At 67.9% G+C, this 17,855-nt stretch carries 19 protein-coding genes; 10 read left to right on the top strand and 9 right to left on the bottom strand.

Going from position 1 to position 17,855, the window contains the following annotated elements; all coding sequences use genetic code 11:
- Positions 1-51: 51 nt before the first annotated feature.
- Both ACLJQ7_RS31335 and ACLJQ7_RS31340 read right to left on the bottom strand, forming a co-directional pair.
- Entirely contained in the window at positions 52-720 is a 669-nt protein-coding gene (locus ACLJQ7_RS31335; RefSeq protein ID WP_410651758.1) for a response regulator, read from the bottom strand.
- Complete coding sequence (locus tag ACLJQ7_RS31340) at positions 717-1,793, bottom strand: sensor histidine kinase (protein ID WP_410651759.1); 1,077 nt, start codon at positions 1,791-1,793, stop codon at positions 717-719. The genes ACLJQ7_RS31335 and ACLJQ7_RS31340 overlap by 4 nt, the downstream gene beginning before the upstream one ends.
- Positions 1,794-1,877: 84 nt before the next feature.
- Between ACLJQ7_RS31340 and ACLJQ7_RS31345 the strand changes: the two genes are divergently transcribed.
- From ACLJQ7_RS31345 to ACLJQ7_RS31365, 5 genes are all read left to right on the top strand, one after another.
- Entirely contained in the window at positions 1,878-2,435 is a 558-nt protein-coding gene (locus ACLJQ7_RS31345) for a helix-turn-helix domain-containing protein (protein WP_410651760.1), read from the top strand.
- Entirely contained in the window at positions 2,422-3,315 is an 894-nt protein-coding gene (locus ACLJQ7_RS31350; protein WP_410651761.1) for an SRPBCC family protein, read from the top strand. The genes ACLJQ7_RS31345 and ACLJQ7_RS31350 overlap by 14 nt, the downstream gene beginning before the upstream one ends.
- Before the next feature lie 9 nt (positions 3,316-3,324).
- Complete coding sequence (locus tag ACLJQ7_RS31355) at positions 3,325-4,077, top strand: SDR family NAD(P)-dependent oxidoreductase (RefSeq protein WP_410651762.1); 753 nt, start codon at positions 3,325-3,327, stop codon at positions 4,075-4,077.
- Positions 4,078-4,160: 83 nt separating this feature from the next.
- Positions 4,161-4,658 (top strand): DUF3761 domain-containing protein, encoded by a 498-nt coding sequence (locus tag ACLJQ7_RS31360; RefSeq protein ID WP_410651763.1) that lies wholly within the window; start codon positions 4,161-4,163, stop codon positions 4,656-4,658.
- A gap of 57 nt (positions 4,659-4,715) precedes the next feature.
- Entirely contained in the window at positions 4,716-6,143 is a 1,428-nt protein-coding gene (locus tag ACLJQ7_RS31365; RefSeq protein ID WP_410651764.1) for an MFS transporter, read from the top strand.
- Between the two features lie 47 nt (positions 6,144-6,190).
- On the opposite strand, the gene ACLJQ7_RS31370 is transcribed toward ACLJQ7_RS31365, so the two are convergent.
- Together ACLJQ7_RS31370 and ACLJQ7_RS31375 are read right to left on the bottom strand one after the other, a co-directional pair.
- The gene (locus ACLJQ7_RS31370; RefSeq protein ID WP_410651765.1) at positions 6,191-7,744 is read right to left on the bottom strand and encodes an acetolactate synthase large subunit; all 1,554 of its coding nucleotides are present in this window, start codon (positions 7,742-7,744) and stop codon (positions 6,191-6,193) included.
- A gap of 12 nt (positions 7,745-7,756) precedes the next feature.
- Positions 7,757-9,139, bottom strand: coding sequence for an FAD-binding oxidoreductase (locus ACLJQ7_RS31375; protein ID WP_410651766.1), 1,383 nt, complete (start codon positions 9,137-9,139; stop codon positions 7,757-7,759).
- Between the two features lie 180 nt (positions 9,140-9,319).
- On the opposite strand from ACLJQ7_RS31375, the gene ACLJQ7_RS31380 reads away from it, so the two are divergent.
- Together ACLJQ7_RS31380 and ACLJQ7_RS31385 are read left to right on the top strand one after the other, a co-directional pair.
- Positions 9,320-9,910 carry a hypothetical protein gene (locus tag ACLJQ7_RS31380; protein ID WP_410651767.1) on the top strand — a complete coding sequence of 197 codons (591 nt, stop codon included), beginning with the start codon at positions 9,320-9,322 and terminating at the stop codon, positions 9,908-9,910.
- 67 nt (positions 9,911-9,977) lie between these two features.
- Positions 9,978-10,139 (top strand): hypothetical protein, encoded by a 162-nt coding sequence (locus tag ACLJQ7_RS31385; protein ID WP_410651768.1) that lies wholly within the window; start codon positions 9,978-9,980, stop codon positions 10,137-10,139.
- A gap of 60 nt (positions 10,140-10,199) precedes the next feature.
- Here ACLJQ7_RS31385 and ACLJQ7_RS31390 read toward each other — a convergent pair whose 3' ends face one another.
- Positions 10,200-10,697, bottom strand: coding sequence for a DUF3830 family protein (locus tag ACLJQ7_RS31390; RefSeq protein ID WP_038508763.1), 498 nt, complete (start codon positions 10,695-10,697; stop codon positions 10,200-10,202).
- Positions 10,697-11,947: an aspartate aminotransferase family protein gene (locus ACLJQ7_RS31395; RefSeq protein WP_410651769.1), complete on the bottom strand. Its 1,251-nt coding sequence runs from the start codon at positions 11,945-11,947 to the stop codon at positions 10,697-10,699. The genes ACLJQ7_RS31390 and ACLJQ7_RS31395 overlap by 1 nt, the downstream gene beginning before the upstream one ends.
- 88 nt (positions 11,948-12,035) lie before the next feature.
- Between ACLJQ7_RS31395 and ACLJQ7_RS31400 the strand changes: the two genes are divergently transcribed.
- The 3 genes from ACLJQ7_RS31400 to ACLJQ7_RS31410 all read left to right on the top strand — a co-directional run bounded on the left by ACLJQ7_RS31400 (position 12,036) and on the right by ACLJQ7_RS31410 (position 15,574).
- Positions 12,036-13,499, top strand: coding sequence for an NAD-dependent succinate-semialdehyde dehydrogenase (locus ACLJQ7_RS31400; protein ID WP_410651770.1), 1,464 nt, complete (start codon positions 12,036-12,038; stop codon positions 13,497-13,499).
- Positions 13,496-14,569, top strand: a complete 1,074-nt coding sequence (locus ACLJQ7_RS31405) for a tartrate dehydrogenase (RefSeq protein ID WP_410651771.1) — start codon at positions 13,496-13,498, stop codon at positions 14,567-14,569. Before ACLJQ7_RS31400 ends, ACLJQ7_RS31405 begins: the two co-directional genes overlap by 4 nt.
- 528 nt (positions 14,570-15,097) lie before the next feature.
- Positions 15,098-15,574: a DUF4262 domain-containing protein gene (locus ACLJQ7_RS31410; RefSeq protein WP_410651772.1), complete on the top strand. Its 477-nt coding sequence runs from the start codon at positions 15,098-15,100 to the stop codon at positions 15,572-15,574.
- A 4-nt stretch (positions 15,575-15,578) separates the two neighbouring features.
- Here ACLJQ7_RS31410 and ACLJQ7_RS31415 read toward each other — a convergent pair whose 3' ends face one another.
- Genes ACLJQ7_RS31415 through ACLJQ7_RS31425 form a run of 3 tightly spaced genes read right to left on the bottom strand, consistent with a single transcriptional unit; the run spans position 15,579 to position 17,830 of the window.
- A complete protein-coding gene (locus ACLJQ7_RS31415; protein WP_410651773.1) occupies positions 15,579-16,271 on the bottom strand; it encodes a GntR family transcriptional regulator in 693 nt (230 codons plus the stop codon).
- A gap of 3 nt (positions 16,272-16,274) precedes the next feature.
- Positions 16,275-17,045, bottom strand: coding sequence for a maleate cis-trans isomerase (locus ACLJQ7_RS31420; protein ID WP_410651774.1), 771 nt, complete (start codon positions 17,043-17,045; stop codon positions 16,275-16,277).
- Positions 17,046-17,089: 44 nt separating this feature from the next.
- Positions 17,090-17,830: an Asp/Glu/hydantoin racemase gene (locus ACLJQ7_RS31425; protein ID WP_410651775.1), complete on the bottom strand. Its 741-nt coding sequence runs from the start codon at positions 17,828-17,830 to the stop codon at positions 17,090-17,092.
- Positions 17,831-17,855 lie beyond the last annotated feature (25 nt).

Raw genomic sequence — 17,855 nt, forward strand, 5'->3', positions numbered from 1 at the left:
CCGCGACTTCTGGGTACCCCTAAGGCTCCTCCCGTACTACCGGGGTTGTGGTCACGGGGTCAACCAGCGAGGGGTGACCATGCCCGATTCGTAGGCGAGCACGACGAGTTGCGCGCGATCACGGACGTCGACCTTGGTCATGATCCGGCTGACGTGCGTCTTGGCCGTCGCCGGGCTGAGCACGAGTTCCTTCGCGATCTCGTCGTTGGACAGGCCGGCCGCCACCAGGCTCATCACCTCGCGTTCCCGTTCGGTGAGCCGGTTCAGGGTGGGCGAGGGGACCGGCCGGTCCACCCGGCAGGCGAATTCGGAGATCAGGCGGCGGGTGATCGACGGCGCGAGCAGGGCGTCGCCCCTGGCGACCACGCGGACGCCGTGGATCAGTTCCTCCGGTTCGGTGTCCTTGACCAGGAACCCGCTGGCACCCGCGCGCAACGCGCCGTAGACGTCCTCGTCCAGGTCGAAGGTGGTGAGGATGACGACCTTGATCCCGGTCAGCGCGGGGTCTTCGAGCAGGTGCCGGGTCGCGGTGAGACCGTCCATCCCGGGCATCCGGATGTCCATCAGGACGACGTCGGGCCGGTGTTCGTACGCGGCTTGAAGGGATTCGCGCCCGTCGGCCGCTTCGGCGACCACGGTGATGTCGTCTTCACTGTCCAATATGGACTTGAATCCGGCACGCACCAGCCTCTGGTCGTCGACGAGCAGGACCCGGATCATTTCTTCACCCGCAGAGGAAGCCGGGCGCGCACCCGGAAGCCGCCGTCATCGCGGGCGGCCGCGGTGAGTTCGCCCCCGAGTGCCTCGGCCCGTTCGGTCATGCCTCGGATCCCGTTGCCGGGTTTCGCCGTGCCGCCCCGGCCGTCGTCGTCGATTTGCACGGACACATCATGGGGTGTGTAGCCGATCCGCACCACGACGGTGTTCGCGGCGGCGTGCCGCGCGACGTTGGTCAGCGCCTCCTGGACCACTCGGAAGGCCGCGTGTTCGACGTCGGGTGGCAGTTCCGTGGCGGTGCCGTCGATCTCGGTCCGGACGGTCAGCCCGTGCGCGCCCGCCGACTCGGCGAGCTCGGCGACCCTGGCCAGGCTCGGCGTGTCCGCCTGCCGCAACATGCCCAGTGTGGCGCGGAGTCCGCGCAAGGCCTCCTTGCTGGTCTGTTTGATCGTGGTCAGCGCCTCCTCGGATTTCACCGGATCCTTGCCGTGCAGGGCCGCGCCCGCCTGGACGTTGATGAGCGCAAGGTTGTGGCCGAGGACGTCGTGCAGTTCGCGCGCGATCCGGAGCCGCTCGTCCGTGGCCCTTCGCCGTGCCTCGGTCTCCTTGGTGCGCTCGGCTTCGCGGCGGTAGTACGTCACCGCGCCGACCGCGACCAGCGCGATGAACCAGCCCGCCATCAACAGGAACGCGAAGTCGTCCACCTGTCGTGCGGCGCCTGCCTGTGCCTCGCCGATCGCGACGCCACCCATCGAGGCCGCCGCGACGACCGCCGCGCTGCGGATCCGCCCGGTCGAGGCGGCGTTGTACAGCGCGAAGGCGAACGCGAGGAGCACGAATCCGTCGGGATCGGTCTGTGGGTAGTAGATCGCGCAACAGGCAGCGGTGAAGATCGCGACGGGAAGCGGATACCGCCGGCGCAGGAACAACGCGGCACAGGCGAGTGCCACGCAGACCCAGCCGACGACCGCGTTGCGCGGTGCTTCCGCGTCATCCCCGACCGAGGCCACGACGGAACCCGCGATCACCGCCGCGGTGACCGCGATGTCCGCCGCGTACCGCCGCAGGATCGCCACACGACGAGAGTAGCGCGATCCACCCTGATTGACAAAATGAATTTTTACGTTCAAACTGGTTTTTGTGATCAAGGGTGTGGCGCTGTGAGAGACGTGGAGTACCTCGAGCGGCTGGAGCAGGCGGAGGCGTTGCTGAAACCGCAGCGGGTGGACGTCCTGCGGCAGCTGGCGGAGCCGCGGTCCTGCACCGAGGTGGCGGCGGTGCTGGAGCAGACTCCGCAGCGGGTCTATTACCACGTGAAGCGACTGGTGGAAGCCGGTCTCGTGAAGCAGGTGTCGGAGCGGAAGGTGCGCGCCGTCAGTGAGGGTGTGTACCAGGCGACCGCCCGTTCGTACTGGTTGTCCCCGGGGCTGGTGGGCCGGCTCGGACCGAGGGTGGCGCGGGACGAGCTGAGCCTTGGCTACCTGGTGGACCTCATGGAAGAGGTCCAGGCGGACGTCGCCGCGCTCGACAGGGCCGCGCCCGAACTGCCGTCGATCGGTGTCTCCGGCGAGATCCGGGTGGAGCCGGAGCGGCGTCAGGAGTTCCTCGACGAACTGAAGACGACTTTGCAGGATCTGTTCACCCGCTACGGGGGAGCGGAAGGCGACGCCTTCAAACTCGCCGTGGCCTGTTACCCGAAGGGAGATGCCCGTGACTGAACCGACGAGGTTCCAGTTGCGCATGCGCGCGCCGATCGAAGAGGTCTGGCACGCACTGATCGATCCCGCCGCGCTGCGGGAGTGGCTTTCCGAATACGCGGAAGTCGACCTGCCGTCCCGGTACGAGTTCTGGGGTCGCTACACGCCGGAAGGCGATCGTCCGCGCCAGCGACTGCTGCTGGCCGAGGACAACGTCCTGCGGTTCGCGTGGATCGTCGGCGGTACGGAGACCGTCGTCGAGATCGCGCTGACGGAGGACGGGGACGGGACGTCCTTGTCGTTCAGCCAGAGCGGTCTGCCGGATTACACCGCGATGCTCGCCGACCCGGATTCGGCACTCGGCATGATGTACACGTTCTGGGCGCTTTCCGTCGCGAACCTCGTGGACCACGTCGAAGGGCGGCCGCTCACCGCCCGCTGTGACCTCACTTCCCCGCTGATGAGCGAAGAAGTGCGGATCGACGCGCCGCGAGGTGAGGTCTACTCCTCGATCGCCGACCCCGCCGTGTTCACGCGCTGGTTCGGTGCCCGGATCGAGGCGGAGGCCCACGTCGGCGGCCGCTGGGCGATGGGGTCGCTGGAAATCGACCCGGATCCGGCGAAGATCGTCGACCTGGTGCCCGGCTCCAAGATGTCGCTCGCTTACCAGGACGGCGTCGTCGCCTCATGGGAACTCGAGGACTCCGACGGCGGTACGAGGCTGACGTTCGTCCAAAGTGGATTCTCCGAGGAGAAGCCGCCGTACGGCGCGTGGATGGGCTGGCTCAGCGGCCTGGCGGAGCTGCGCAGGTTCCACGAAGTCGACCCGTGGCTCCCGTTGTGGGTCGACGTCCAGCTGGAAGGGGCTCCCGAAGGACTCATCACGCTGCAAGGGAAATAGGAGGAGTCGATGTTGCTCGGAGGCAGGAACGCGATCATCTACGGGGCGGCGGGCGGGATCGGGAGCGCGGTGGCCCGCGGTTTCGCCGGAGAGGGTGCGACGGTCCACCTCACCGGTCGCACGCTGAAGAAGCTCGATGCTCTGGCCGATGAAATCCGGGCGGCGGGCGGGAAAGCCGAAACGGCGGAGTTCGACGCGCTCGACGAAGCCGCCATCGACGAGCATGCCGCTTCGGTGGCTTCCTCGGCGGGGAGCGTCGACATCTCGATGAACGTGATCACGCACAACGACGTCCAGGGCACTCCGCTGGTCGAGATGTCGTTGGAGGACCTCGAAAGCCCGGTCCGGACGGCGGTACGGACGAACTTCCTGACCGCGCGGGCGGCCGCCCGGCACATGATCGGGCAGGGGTCCGGGGTGATCATGATGTTCGGTGGCGACGGTGATCCGCTGCCGGGGTACCACCTCGGCGGGCTGCAGGTCGCGTTCAGCGCGATGGAGGCGTTGCGGCGCGGGCTGGCATGCGAACTCGGGCCTCAGGGCATCCGTGTCGTGACTCTGCGCACCGGCGGGATCCCGGAGACGATTCCTGAGGGCGCCGGCCTCGACGACGCCATCCGTGACATGGTCGACGCGACGATGCTCAAGCGGACGGCATCACTCGAAGACGTCGCCCGGGTGGCCGCCTTCGCCGCGTCGGACCACGCGCGCAGCATGACGGCGACGGCGTTGAACATCAGTTGCGGCTCAATGGTCGACTAGGACACGGCCCAGCTCCCGCCTGGCGGTAACGCCAGCGGACGATCTCCCGACTACGCGGCACTACCAGGTGCCGGGGAGGTCGTATGCCGAAGAGAGCGACGAAGCTGGGCATGGCACTGGCGATCGGACTTCTGGTCGCCGGCGGTTGTGGTGTGGAGACCGCGCCCACCGGACGGGTCACGCCGCAGAGCGGCCCGGTGTCGACAGCGTCGACCACGCCGACTGGGCCGACAGTGCCGACGGGGCCGACGACAACGCCGACGCCGGCCAGCAGTCGGACATCGCCGACGCCTCAGCAGTTCGTGCCGACGACCACAGCCGCGGTCGAGGTGCCGAAGCAGGTCGAGCCCAAACCGACGAGAACACCTCCGAAGACAACGCAGGCGGCGAAGGCGCCGAACCTGGTGGAGTGCGGAAGCGACTACTACCGCAACACCGTCGGTGTCTGTGTCCATCGGCCGTCGGCCGGACCCGGCGCGGCCGACGGAGCGACCGCCCTCTGCAAGGATGGTTCCTATAGCTACAGCCAGAATCGCCGCGGTACCTGTTCCGGCCATGGTGGGGTTCGCACCTGGCTGTGATCCCGTCGGTCAACCGTTCACTGAGAAGGGTGGTGCTGTGTAAGGTCGGATCATGGGATGCGCATGGTGAAACCGGTCGGACGGGCACCTTCGCCCCGGGTCTTCGTCGTCGTGCTCGCCACTTGCGGTCTGGTGGCCTCGTTCATGCAGACGCTCGTCGTCCCGCTCATCCCCGCGTTTCCCCGGCTGCTCGATGCGACTCCGTCGGACGCGTCGTGGGTGGTGACGGCGACCCTGATCGCCGGGGCCGTGGTGATGCCGGTGAGCGGCAGGCTCGGCGACCTCTACGGCAAACGCCGGTTGCTGCTGATCAGCCTGGGCTTCCTGGTCGCCGGTTCGGTGGTGTCCGCGCTGACCAGTTCGCTCGCGCTGATGGTCCTCGGGCGAGGGCTGCAAGGCTGCGCGATGGGCGCGATCCCGCTGGGCATCAGCATCATGCGGGACGAACTTCCGACGGAACGGGTCGGCGCCGCGATCTCGGTGATGAGTTCGACGCTCGGTGTCGGAGGTGCCATCGGGCTCCCGGTGTCGGCGCTGGTCGCGCAGAACGCCGACTGGCACGTCCTGTTCTGGGCGTCGGCGGGGCTCGGGCTCGTCTGCGGTCTGCTCATCCTGTTCGTGGTGCCGGAGTCGCCGGTGAAGACACCGGCGCCGTTCGACTACCTCGGCGCGCTGGGGCTGACTGTAGGCCTGGTCTGCCTGTTGTTGCCGATCGTCAAGGGCAGTGAGTGGGGCTGGGGAAGCGGCCGAACCCTCGTCTTCGCGGGGAGCGCGGTGGTGATCCTGCTGGTTTGGGGCGCCTACCAGCTGCGGCGGCGTGATCCGCTCGTGGACCTGCGGGTCTCCGCGCGGCGGCCGGTGCTGTTCACCAACCTCGCGTCGATCATGATCGGGTTCGCGCTGTACTCGATGGCGTTGTCGTTCCCGCAGTTGCTGCAGGCTCCCGCGTCGACCGGCTACGGCCTCGGCCTGACCATGGTGCAGGCCGGGCTCTGCCTCGCGCCGAACGGCCTGGTCATGTTCATGCTGTCACCGGTTTCGGCCCGGCTCATCGAACGCTACGGGCCACGTACGACGCTGATGGTCGGTGCCACCACCATCGCGGCCGGATACGCCTTCGCGACCGTGTTGATGGACAACGCCTTCGAGCTGATCACGGCTTCGATCATCATCGGCGGCGGGGTGGGCATCGCCTACGCGGCCATGCCGGCGCTGATCATGGGCTCGGTCCCGGTCAGCGAAACCGCGTCCGCGAACGGGTTGAATTCGCTGATGCGCTCCGTCGGCACGTCGACGTCCAGTGCGGTGATGGCGTCCATGCTCGCGTCGCTGGCGATCACCGTCGGCGGGGTTTCCGTCCCGTCCGCGACGGGGTTCCGGCTGAGTTTCGTGGTCGCCGCCGGTGCGGCGCTCCTGGGGCTCGTCTTGACCGTTTTCGTCCCGAAGCAACGCCGGCCTGAACCTCTGGTCGCCTCGGTCCGCTAGCGCCCTGCGCGCGATGAAAGGACTCATCGCACGCAGGGACGCTCCGCTCAGAACAGCGTCGGGACGATCGCGTCGATCAGGTGCGGTCCCGGTTCGGCGAGTGCGCGCTGGAACTGCTCGGCCAGCTCCTCCGCCGTCGTCGCCCGGGTCGCCGGGACACCCATGCCTTCGGCGATCTTGACGAAGTCCATGTCGGGCCGGGAGAGGTCGAGCAGTTCGTTCGCCTTGGGACCATTGGCGTCCGCGCCGACCCGCTGCAACTCCAGCCGCAGGATCGCGTACGCGCGGTTGTTCAGCAGGACGGTGGTGACGTTGAGGTTCTCCCGGGCCTGCGTCCACAGCGCCGAAATCGTGTACAGCGCGCTGCCGTCGGACTGCAGGTTGATCACCGGCCGGTCCGGCGCGGCGACGGCCGCCCCGGTCGCGACGGGCATGCCGTAGCCGATCGCGCCGCCGGTCAGGGTCAGCACGTCGTGCCGGGGTGCCCCCGCGGTCGCGGCGGGCAGCAGCAGGCCGGAGGTGTTCGCCTCATCCGCGATGATCGCTCGCTCCGGCAGTAGCGCGCCGATCACCTCGACCCAGTTCTGCGGCGTCAGCGGTCCGGACGGCAACGCAGGCCGGGAAGCCTCCTGCAGCACCGGCTCCGTCTCGGCCGCGACCAGTCCCGCGACGTCGTTCAGCGCTCGAGGCACGTCCTGTCCGACTTCGGCCAGCACGTGGACCTGAGCGCCCTCGGGAACCAGGTTGCTCGCCTTGCCGGGGTAGGCGAAGAACGACACGGGCGCCTTCGTCCCGGCGACGATCACGTGCTTGATCCCGTCGAGCTGGTACGCGACCTGCTCGGCGAGATAACCCAGCCGCTCGATCGTCGGCAGGCCTTCGCCGCGTTCGAGCCGGGCGGGGAAGGTCTCGACGAACGCCTTCACCCCGGTCGCGGCCGCGATCCGGCTGGTCGCGCGCAGACCGGCCTCACGGCAGCCGCTGCCGCCGACGAGCAGGGCGACCGGTTCACCACTGGCCAGCACCTCGGCGATCTTCTTCACCGTCGTCGCGTTGACGGCCTGCGGAATCCGCGGCGGGATCGGCGCGCAGGGCTCGCCGCCCTCGCCCCATGAGGCGTCGGCGGGGAGGATCAGCGTCGCCACCTGGCCGGGGGCGTCCTGGGACGCCGCGACCGCGGCGGCGGCGTCGGCGCCGACGTCCTTCGTGTGCTCGGACCGGCGGACCCAGCCTTCGAGCGAACCGGCGACGGCCTCGATATCCGATTCGAGCGGGGCGTCGTACTGCTTGTGGTAGGTCGCGTGATCGCCGATCACGTTGACGATCGGGGTGTGCGCGCGGCGCGCGTTGTGCAGGTTCGCCAGCCCGTTGCCGAGGCCGGGGCCGAGGTGCAGCAGCGTGGCCGCCGGCTTGTCGGCGATGCGCGCGTACCCGTCTGCGGCACCGGTGACGACGCCTTCGAACAGGCCGAGCACGCCGCGCATCTCGGGCACGGTGTCGAGCGCGGCCACGAAGTGCATCTCCGAGGTGCCCGGATTCGAGAAGCACACATCAACGCCACTGTCGACGAGCGTGCGGATCAGGGACTGGGCGCCGTTCATCTCACTCACTTTTCAAGCCCTCTCAGCGAAAAGAACGCCGGGGTTGAGGATCCCGGCCGGGTCGAAGCTCTCCTTGATCCGCCGCATCAGCGCGATCTTCGCCGGGTCCTCCAGTTCGCGGAAATACCCGGACTTGGTCCTCCCGAGACCGTGCTCGCCGGAGATCGCGCCGCCGAGTTCCATGCCGAGCGCGAAGATGTCCGTCAGCAGCTGCTTCCGTTTGTCCGGGTCCTTGCAGAAGATGGCGAGGTGGACGTTGCCGTCGCCGGCGTGCCCGCAGCCGAGTGCGCCCGACTCGCGGGACAGCGCCATTTCCCTGGCCTTGCGCAGGAACTCCGGCATCGCGGACCGCGGCACCACCACGTCGATGATGTCGTCGGCCCCGACCGACTTGGCCGTCCAGAACGCCTTCTCGCGGGCCTCGATGAGCTTGCGCGCCGAGTTGCCTTCGAGCACGTACACGTCCATCGCGCCGAGCTCGCCCAGCATGCCGCCGAGTTCCTCGATGTCGGCGTGCAACCGGTCGCTGTCGCGGTTTTCCAGCGCCACCACCAGATACGCCTGCGCGGTGTCGCGGATGGAGTCCGGCACGCCGAGGCTGAGCTTCTCGTTGTAACTGATCGCGGCGAGCGTCAGGTTGTCGATGTACTCGAGGATGTGCGGCGCGAGCCCGCCGGCGATGATCTTCGGGACGACGGTCATCACCTCGTCGAAGGTCTCGAACGGGGCGAGCACCGTGGCGCCGTGCGGCAGACGTGGGTACAGCTTCACGATGACCTCGGTCGCGATCGCGAGGGTGCCTTCGGAACCGACGATCAGCTGCGTCAGGTCGTACCCTGTCGACACCTTCGAGGTCTTGCCACCGGTGCGGATGATCTCGCCGGTCGGCAGCACGGCCTGCAGACCCACGACGTTGTGCCGCGTGACGCCGTACTTGACCGCGCGCATCCCGCCCGCGTTCGTGCCGACGTTGCCGCCGACGCTCGCGCTCAGTTCCCCGGGATAGACGGTGTAGCCGAGTCCGGCCACCGTGGTCTTTTCGTCCAAATCGGACAACGTGACACCCGGCTGGACGACGGCGACGTGATTCTCCGTGTCGATCTCCAGCACCGCGTTCATTCGTTCGAAAGAGATCACCAGACTGTCTTCGCGTGGTGTGGCGCCACCCGAAAGCCCGGTGCCCGATCCTCTCGCGGTGACCGGCACGCCGTGTTCGCTCGCGGCCTTGAGCAGCTCCGCGACCTCCTCGGCGCTTCCCGGTTTCGCCAGGTGGGCGGGCCGCCGCGCCGTGGTGGTCAACGCCTCGTCGTGCGCGTAATCCTCGGGGATCGCCTCGCCTGAAAGCAAATTCGTGTCCCCGACGATCTCGGCGAACCGTGCCGCAACTTCGCCCATCGACTGCCCTTCCTCACACTTCTTTGCCTGGTTACCGAAGCGTAGTACGTAGCGGGCGATGATGGCCATGAATCATTTTCACGTTTGCTCGCACGGTGGCCACAACCTCGCTCGGTTACCCACGTCGCAGCGGGCCGCGGCGGCCCGGCGGAAGGGGCGGACGCTCGATGGGGATCCAGGATGAGACGGATCGCGGCGCTGGGGGCGGCGCTGGCGGTCACGTTCGGACTCGCGGTACCGGTGGCCGAAGGCGGGCAAACGGGCTGCACCGCGTCCGTGGCGAACGTCAGCGGAGTCAGTCAGGCCGAGGGGACGAGCGCCGGGTACACCACCCTTGTCTTCACCGTTTTCGCTCACCGACGGCGGCTGCGCGCCGCAGGGCTCGGTCGAATACCGGACGATCGAGGGCAACGGCTCGCCGGTCGATCCGGCGTTCGTCGCGAAGGAGAGCGTCGACTACCTGCCGCGTGCGGGCACGCTGACCTGGTCCGGAAGGCGGACGCACAGACGGTCGCGGTCAAGGTCCGCGCCGACTCCCTCGTGGAGAACGACGAAATGTTCTCCCTGCGCCTGTGCGGCGAGAAAGGCGTGCGGATCGGGCACAGCGTCGGCGTCGCCTGGGTGGCCGACGACGACAACGGTCCCGACCCCACGGCGGTCGGCGACATCGTCTTCACCCAGCCGGGCAGGCCGTTCACCGGCCCGGGGTGGATCACCATCGATCTCGGCCCCGACCTCGCCGCGCTGGCGGGCGGCCGGTGCGAAGGGTGAAGGTGTTGAACGGATCGGTGAGACCGAGCTGGCCATCGTGAACCCGCAGAGGGCTCGGATCAGCGGTTTGACATTCAAGTCCGGCGAACAGGTGGACGCCAGGCTGAGCTTCACCGCGGAAGCCGAGGCGGCAGGGGGACAGCGGTACACCGTCCACGTGACTCAGGTGGACCAGCGCGGCGAAGAGGTCGGTGGCGTCGAGTACCGGCTCTCCGAAGCGCGGCAGTAGCCAGGGTGGGGTGCCGGCCCGTGGGCGGTGAGGGTGCGAACCCGCACCGCCCATGGGTTTTCACGCGCGTGCGAACGAAAGCGTCTCGCCCTCGACACCTCGCAGCCAGAGATCCTGGGCGGCTTCCGCCATTTCGGCGAGCCCCTCTTCGATCGTCGCGAACACGTTGCCGGGCACCCAGCCCGCGTCACCGTTGATCAGCAGGTTGTTGCGGCCGTAAAAGATCGCGAGGTCCGTCGCGCCCTGGTCGCTGTGCGCCTCACTGTCCTCGTCGTAGCCGTACGCCGGGTTGCCAATCTCCCAAGCCTCGAACCCGAAGTACACGACATCCCCCGGAATCGGGGTCACCGTGGGATTTTCGCGGCCCGGCTTCGGTTCGGCGAAGGGCGGCACGAGCGTGTAGACCTCGTTGCGCGCGTACTTCGCGTGGTACGCCGAACCGCTTTGCGGCAACGCGTCCCAGACCGCGCGACAGGTCCGCGGGGCTTCGGCGTCAAGCAGCCGGGCCCGGCAGGACACTCCGCGCTTGTCGAGCGTGATCGTGATGTAGCGGGCCATCACTCGACCCCCGCCACGACGTCACCCCAGATCCGCAGGGCCTCGTCGATTTGTGCGGAATCGACGATCAGCGGCGGCACCATCCGGACGACGTTCATGTACGCCCCACAGGTCAGCAGCAACAACCCGTTGGAGGACGCGGCTTTCTGGGCCGCCTGGGCCTTCGCGGTGTCCGGCTCGCCGTCCGGCGTGGTGAACTCGGAACCGACCAGCAGCCCCAGCCCGCGGACGTCGCCGATCGACGGTGATTTGTCCGCGACCACCCGCACGCCTTCCAGGAGCTGGCGTCCTCGTTCGGCGGCGTTCTCGACCAGGCCCTCCTGCTGGATCACCTCGAGCGTGGCGATCGCCGCCGCGCAGGCCACCGCGTTGCCGCCGTAGGTCCCGCCCTGGGAACCGGGGAGCGCCTTCGCCATCAGTTCCTCCGACGCGGCGATACCCGAGATCGGGAAGCCGCTCGCGAGCCCTTTCGCGATGAGCACGATGTCCGGGCGCACCCCGAAGTGCTCGTGCCCCCAGAACCGGCCCGTCCGGCCGAAGCCGGTCTGGATCTCGTCCATCACCAGCAGGATCCCGTGCTTGTCGGCGCGTTCCCGCAGTCCGGCGAGGAACTCGGTGTTCGCCGGGACGTACCCGCCCTCGCCGAGCACCGGCTCGATGAAGAACGCGGCCGTTTCGTTCGGCGCGCAGACCGTCGCGAAGAGGTAGTCGAGCTCGCGCAACGCGAACTTCGTCGCCGTCTCCTCGTCCCAGCCGTAGTGGAACGCGTAGGGGAAGGGCGCGACATGCACGCCGGACATGAGCGGCGAGATCGCGGCGCTGAACCGGGTGCCCGACGTCGTCATCGTCGCCGCCGCGACCGTCCGGCCGTGGAACCCGCCCTGGAAGACGATGACGTTGGGCCGTTTCGTGGCCTGCCTCGACAAGCGGAGCGCCGCCTCGACCGCCTCGCTGCCCGAGTTCGCGTAGAAGAGTGAATCCAGGCCTTCCGGGAGGACACCGCCCAGCTTCTCGGTCAGCTCGAGCATCGGCTTGTGCATGACCGTCGTGTACTGCCCGTGGACGAGTTTGCCGATCTGCTCCCGCGCCGCGCTCACCACGTGCGGGTGGCAGTGGCCGGTGCTGGTCACGCCGATACCGGCGGTGAAATCCAGGTGACGTTTGCCATCGGTGCCGTAGAGGTAAACCCCTTCACCGTGGTCGACCACGACCGGCGTTGCCTGCTTGAGCAGCGGTGATAGCTGGGCCATGGGCTGCGCTCCTAGGTCGGCTGAGCTGTTGTCGATTGTTGACAATATCCATAGCATGGCGTTCGGGACAACATGGAGGAGCGTTGGGATGAGCTCGATCAGTGAGGCCGGCGTGGTCACGTCGGTCGGCAAGGAACTGTTCATCGGCGGCAAGTGGGTGCCCGCCACGGACGGGAAGACCTTCCCCGTTCTCGACCCCTCGACAGGCGAAGCCCTGTGCGAGGTGGCCGACGCGTCACCGGCGGACGGCGTCAGCGCGCTCGACGCGGCCGTCGCGGCACAGGCCGGCTGGGCGAGCGTCGCCCCGCGCGAACGCGGTGAGATCCTGCGCCGCGCCTACGAGCTGCTGATCGAACGCGCCGACGAACTCGCGCTGCTGATGACCCTCGAGATGGGCAAACCGCTCGCGGAGTCGAAGGGCGAGATCACCTACGCGGCCGAATTCTTCCGCTGGTTCGCGGAGGAAGCCGTCCGGATCGACGGTGGTTACGCCGTCGCCCCCAACGGGGCAGGCCGGTTCCTCGTGACGAAGCAGCCCGTCGGGCCGTGCCTGCTGATCACGCCATGGAACTTCCCCATGGCGATGGGCACCCGCAAGATCGGGCCCGCGGTCGCGGCAGGCTGCACGATGGTCATCAAACCCGCTGCCCAGACTCCCCTTTCGATGCTGGCCCTCGCGGCGATCCTCGCCGAGGCGGGACTGCCGGAAGGGGTGCTGAACGTGCTCACGACGTCGGACTCCGGCGGCGTGATGGAGCCGTTGATCCGCGACGGCCGCGCGCGGAAGCTGTCCTTCACCGGCTCGACCGGCGTCGGGCGGAAGCTGCTGGAACAGTGCGCGGACAAGGTTCTCCGTACTTCGATGGAACTCGGCGGCAACGCCCCCTTCCTCGTCTTCGAAGACGCCGACCTCGACGCGGCGATCGAAGGCGCGATGACCGCGAAGATGCGCAACATCGGCGAGGCCTGCACGGCCGCGAACCGCTTCTATGTCCAGCGAGGCATCGTCGACGAGTTCTCCCGGCGTCTCACCGAGCGGATGGAGGCTTTGCCGATGGGGCGTGGAACCGAGGAGGGTGTCGTCGTCGGTCCCCTCATCGACGAAGCCGCCGTCGAGAAGGTCAGCGGTCTGGTCGCCGACGCCACCGAGCGAGGAGCGCGCGTTCTCACCGGTGGATCCACAGTGGACGGTCCGGGAAACTTCTATCAGGCCACGGTGCTCGCCGACGTGCCCAAGGACGCCAGGCTCGCTTCGGAGGAGATCTTCGGGCCGGTCGCCCCGATCACTCCGTTCGACAGCGAGGACGAGGCCATCGCGGCGGCGAACGACACCGAATTCGGTCTCGTGTCCTATGTGTACACCTCCGATCTCAAACGGGCACTGCGGGTCTCGGAGCGGCTGGAAGCCGGCATGATCGGCCTCAACCAGGGACTGGTCTCGAACCCGGCGGCGCCGTTCGGCGGGATCAAGCAGTCGGGGCTGGGCCGTGAGGGCGGCAGTGTCGGCATCGACGAGTTCCTCGAGACCAAGTACATCGCGGTGGCTCTGTGATTTCTCGAGCAGGGACCTCCTATCGGATCGCGAGCATTCCCGGCGACGGGATCGGCGTGGATGTGACGGTCGAGGCCCGCAAGGTCCTCGACCGCGCGGCGGCATCGCATGGCTTCTCCTTGTCTTGGACGGAGTTCGACTGGAGTTGTGAGCGGTACACCAAAACCGGCTCGATGATGCCTGCCGACGGGATCGAACAGCTTTCGGCTTTCGACGGGATCTTTCTCGGTGCCGTCGGTTTTCCCGGCGTCCCGGACCATGTTTCGTTGTGGGGTCTCCTCATTCCGGTCCGGCGCGCGTTCAGCCAGTACGTCAACCTCCGGCCGGTCCGGCTGCTGCCGGGGACGACGTCGGCTCTGGCGGGCCGCGGCGCCGAAGAACTGGAGATGGTGATCGTCCGGGAGAACTCCGAGGGTGAGTACTCGGAGATCGGCGGCAGGCACAATCGGGGGCTGGGGAACGAGTTCGTCTTACAGGAATCCGTGTTCACGCGGGTCGGGGTGGAGCGGATCATCCGCTACGCCTTCGAACTGGCGAAGACGCGCACGGGGCGGGTCTGTTCGGCGACCAAGTCCAACGGGCTCATCCACTCGATGCCTTTCTGGGACGAGATCTTCGCCGAAATCGCCGCGGAGTACCCGGACGTGCATGCCGAGCAGTGCCATGTCGACGCGCTCGCCGCGCGGATGGTGCAGGCGCCGGACCGGCTCGACGTCGTGGTGGCTTCCAATCTGTTCGGTGACATCCTGAGCGACCTGGCGGCGGCCGTGACGGGCGGGCTCGGAATGGCACCCTCGGGCAATATCAATCCGACCGGTGAGCTCCCTTCCATGTTCGAGGCGGTGCACGGCAGCGCTCCCGACATCGCCGGGCAAGGCATCGCGAATCCGGTGGCGCAGATCCTGGCGGGAGCGATGCTGCTCGACCATCTCGGGGAAACCGCCGCGGCACAAGAGGTACGCGCCGCGGTGGAAAAGGTTCTCGAGGAGGGGGCCGTGCAAACCCCCGACCTCGGCGGGAAGTCCACCACCGCCGAACTCGGGTCCGCGGTGGTCGCCGCTCTATCTTGAACCATCCGCATAGTGGCGTGTCAAGTCCCGGAAGTCATGAACGGTACATTCATGACTTTTGGGTGCAGGAAGGCCCTTCTTTGCGTTAAGCGCAGAGAAGGGGCCTTCGTGCACTCAAGGGAGTTAAGGTTGTAGTGGTGTTTCGAGTGGAGCAGCCGCGGTTCGGTGTTACCGATGTCGCATTAGGAAACTCAGCAACTCGAATGCGACATCAGGAACCCTGACCCCTGCCTGCCGAGTCGCCGCTCGCGACGCATATCGGCTGAATCGTTCGGTGCATCCGATGTGGCATCGGGGACGTCGGGCCCGTGAACTCGGCCCCTGCAAGGGCCCGACAGTCCATCACGCGGCCATGCTCTCGGAAAATTTTCTCAAGCAAGGTAAAAATGTTGCCCTGAAAGGGAATCTCGGCGCGAAATCCAGCACGAAAGCCCGTTCGTCGCCTGTGCGTCACCCCGGGCCGTGAGTTTTTGTCGGTGCCCCGGTGCACAGTGCCGGTCATCGGATTCGACGACTGGAGGAGCACCGATGTGCTGGCATTGCGACAACCCCGGAAAGACCCGCGACGACTACCTCGTCGAGGAGGTCCGCCCGCTGATCCGGAAGTACGGCTGGATGGTGCAGACGGTCGAGCGCGGAACGGTCCAGCCCGGTTTCGCGTACACGGTCGGGCTCACCGATGCCGGGCTGCCGGAGCTCGTCGTCACCGGCCTGAGAGAGCGAAGATCCGGGCAGCTGCTGAATTATTTCGCCCAGCAGGTGGTCCGGTCGGGTCCGCCGCAGGCGGGTGAGGTGCTGCCCGCCGCGGTCGGATGGCCGTCGTTCGAGGTCGTCCCGCTCAGTGCACCGTCGGCGCACCTGCTCACCGCCGTTCTCCTGTACGGCGAGGAATTCCGCGCGGTGCAACTGGTCTACGAGGACGAGCACGGAAATTGGCCGTGGGACAGGGAGTTCCGCGGCGGGACGGGCGGTCAGCCGGTGCTGGGGGCGCGGGGCCGTGGATGAATCCCTATGGCACCGCGGGAGCTTCGCCTTCCCGCAGGCTGGTTCCCGGGGCCAGCCGCTGGACGGCGTCCTCCATATGGGCTTCCAGCAGCGACAGCGCGGTCTCTTCGTCACCGGCCCGCAGTGCTTCGATGATCCTGGTGTGCTCGGTGACCCGTTCCTCGACCTGCTGATAGGTCGCCTGCAGCGCGGTGAGGCACATCCGGGTCTCGATCAGCAGGGTTCTGGCCATGCGCACGAGCCGTTTGCTGCCGGAAGCGGCGATCAGCGCCTCGTGGAAACGGAGGTCCGCCCAGGAGAGCGCGGTCGGGTCGTCGTCGTCCGCGGCGGTGGCCATGGCGTGCACGGCCTCTTCGAGTTCGGTGGCGACCCGTTCCCTGTCCCCGCGCAGTGCCCGCAGCATCGCGGCGCGTTCGATCGCCGAGCGCGCCGAGTAGATGTCGTAGACGTCGCCGGGCTCGAGGTCGATCACGAACAGGCCGCGGTGGCGCTCGCTGCGCAGGAGTCCTTCGGAAACGAGGTGCTGCATCGCCTCGCGCAGTGGCCCCCGCGAAACCTGGAACCGGGAGGCCAGATCCGTTTCGCCGAGCTGGGTGCCGGGAGGGAGGGCGCCGGTCATGATCGCGTCCCGCAACTGGCGCGCGATGATCCCGGCGGTCGACTCCCGGCTGACCGGCTCGATATCCGGCAAGGACATGGTTCAGTCGCCCCTTCTCCCGAACAGCGCGCCCAAGGTGCGGACGAGCGGGGACTTCCCGGTGAGCCGCAGACCTTCCCAGACGGTGACCTGATTGGCGGTCAGCACCGGCTTGCCGAGCCTGGTTTCGAGCGTGTTGATCTCGCCGAGCGTCCGCATGGCGGTGTCGGGGACGAGCAGCGCGTCGGCGGCCGGGTGGTCCCGGCTCACCGCGAGTTCGACGACGGCTTCCGGGCTGAGTTCGCCGACCTCGGCCGCGGTGTCGATGTCCGCGCTGCCCATCGAGACCACTTCGACCCCGCCCGCGCCGAGGAATTCGACGAACAGCCGGGCGACGTCGTCCGGGTAGCTGGCGGCGACCGCGACCCGCCGGACGCCGAGCGCTCGTGCGGCGTTGACGAAGGCGAAGGACGTGCTCGACGCAGGGACACCGGCGACGGCGGCCAACCGGTCGGCCTGGTCGCGGGCGCCTTCCCAGCCGTAGACGAAGCTGCCGCTGGTGCACGCCCACACCACCGCGTCGGGTTCGTGCTTGGCCAGGAGCGCGGCACCGTCGGCGAGCCGGCTTTCGCTACCGAGGTCCAGGAGCTCGGGCACGGCGTGCAGGTCGGTTCCGTAGATGTGCTCGACCGGCAGCTTGATCCCGGCCATGTCCCCGCCGAGGAGCTGTTCCGCGAGCGGGTAGTCGTCTTCGGCCGCGTGATCGGGATAGATGAACCCGATGGTGGTCGTCTCGGACGGCGGCTCGGGCGGGGCGAACGGCGTGATGGGCACGGAACCTCCGGAGGGCAGATTGTCGACAATCGTAGGCGAAGAGGTCAGTCGACCTCCCGGAGCCACTTGCCGGGCCCGACGATCGGCAGGTTCATCCGCCGGAGGCAGGCCCACATGGTGAGCTGATTCGCGGTGAGGACCGGTTTGCCGAGCGCGCTTTCGAGTGGCTCGATCAGATCGTAGGTGGGGAGGTTGGTGCAGCTGACGAAGATGGCTTCGGCGTCGGCGTGGTCGGCGGCGAGGATGCGTTCGGCGATGGTCCGGTAACTGACCTTCCAGATGCCGCCGCCCAGGCCGAGATGGTCGCTGGAGACGGTGTGGACGCCGAGTTCGGCCAGGAAGTCGTGCAGCTTCCCGGTCAGGTCGCCGTCGTACGGGGTGAGCACCGAGACTCGGTGGAGGTCGAGCTGGTGCAGAACCTCCGCCAGCGCTCCGGACGTGGTGACGGCGTCCGTCGCGCCCGCGTCGCAGATCGCCTTGGTCAGAGAGCGTTCGTAGTCCACACCATTGACGAAACTGCCGGAGGTGCACAGATAGGCGACGACTTCGGGCTCCACGTGGAGCACGTCCCGCGTGGCGGCGGCGAGATGCCTGCTGTCGCTGACGAGCTGGGCCATCTCCATGCTGACGGGCACGGGCTCATACGGCGTCCGCGCCAGATGGAGGGAGACCTCCATGGGCACCCAGCGCCACAGCTCGCGTTCCAGGGCCAGGTCGAAGGGAGCGATCACGCCGATACCGCGCTGCGCCAACGGGCCTTCGAACTCCAGTAAGTCGAAATCCAAGTCTCAGCCTCCGGAAACTTCTGCT

This window comes from Amycolatopsis sp. cmx-4-54 (genome assembly GCF_046548895.1).
Lineage (GTDB): Bacteria > Actinomycetota > Actinomycetes > Mycobacteriales > Pseudonocardiaceae > Amycolatopsis.

What these genes read in the sequence shown, in the direction of transcription:
- ACLJQ7_RS31335 (WP_410651758.1), bottom strand. Translation starts at nt 720, where the DNA reads ATGATCCGGGTCCTGCTCGTCGACGACCAGAGGCTGGTGCGTGCCGGA.
- ACLJQ7_RS31350 (WP_410651761.1), top strand. Translation starts at nt 2,422, where the DNA reads ATGCCCGTGACTGAACCGACGAGGTTCCAGTTGCGCATGCGCGCGCCG.
- ACLJQ7_RS31355 (WP_410651762.1), top strand. Translation starts at nt 3,325, where the DNA reads ATGTTGCTCGGAGGCAGGAACGCGATCATCTACGGGGCGGCGGGCGGG.
- ACLJQ7_RS31360 (WP_410651763.1), top strand. Translation starts at nt 4,161, where the DNA reads ATGCCGAAGAGAGCGACGAAGCTGGGCATGGCACTGGCGATCGGACTT.
- ACLJQ7_RS31365 (WP_410651764.1), top strand. Translation starts at nt 4,716, where the DNA reads ATGCGCATGGTGAAACCGGTCGGACGGGCACCTTCGCCCCGGGTCTTC.
- ACLJQ7_RS31370 (WP_410651765.1), bottom strand. Translation starts at nt 7,744, where the DNA reads ATGAACGGCGCCCAGTCCCTGATCCGCACGCTCGTCGACAGTGGCGTT.
- ACLJQ7_RS31375 (WP_410651766.1), bottom strand. Translation starts at nt 9,139, where the DNA reads ATGGGCGAAGTTGCGGCACGGTTCGCCGAGATCGTCGGGGACACGAAT.
- ACLJQ7_RS31380 (WP_410651767.1), top strand. Translation starts at nt 9,320, where the DNA reads ATGAGACGGATCGCGGCGCTGGGGGCGGCGCTGGCGGTCACGTTCGGA.
- ACLJQ7_RS31390 (WP_038508763.1), bottom strand. Translation starts at nt 10,697, where the DNA reads ATGGCCCGCTACATCACGATCACGCTCGACAAGCGCGGAGTGTCCTGC.
- ACLJQ7_RS31395 (WP_410651769.1), bottom strand. Translation starts at nt 11,947, where the DNA reads ATGGCCCAGCTATCACCGCTGCTCAAGCAGGCAACGCCGGTCGTGGTC.
- ACLJQ7_RS31400 (WP_410651770.1), top strand. Translation starts at nt 12,036, where the DNA reads ATGAGCTCGATCAGTGAGGCCGGCGTGGTCACGTCGGTCGGCAAGGAA.
- ACLJQ7_RS31410 (WP_410651772.1), top strand. Translation starts at nt 15,098, where the DNA reads ATGTGCTGGCATTGCGACAACCCCGGAAAGACCCGCGACGACTACCTC.
- ACLJQ7_RS31415 (WP_410651773.1), bottom strand. Translation starts at nt 16,271, where the DNA reads ATGTCCTTGCCGGATATCGAGCCGGTCAGCCGGGAGTCGACCGCCGGG.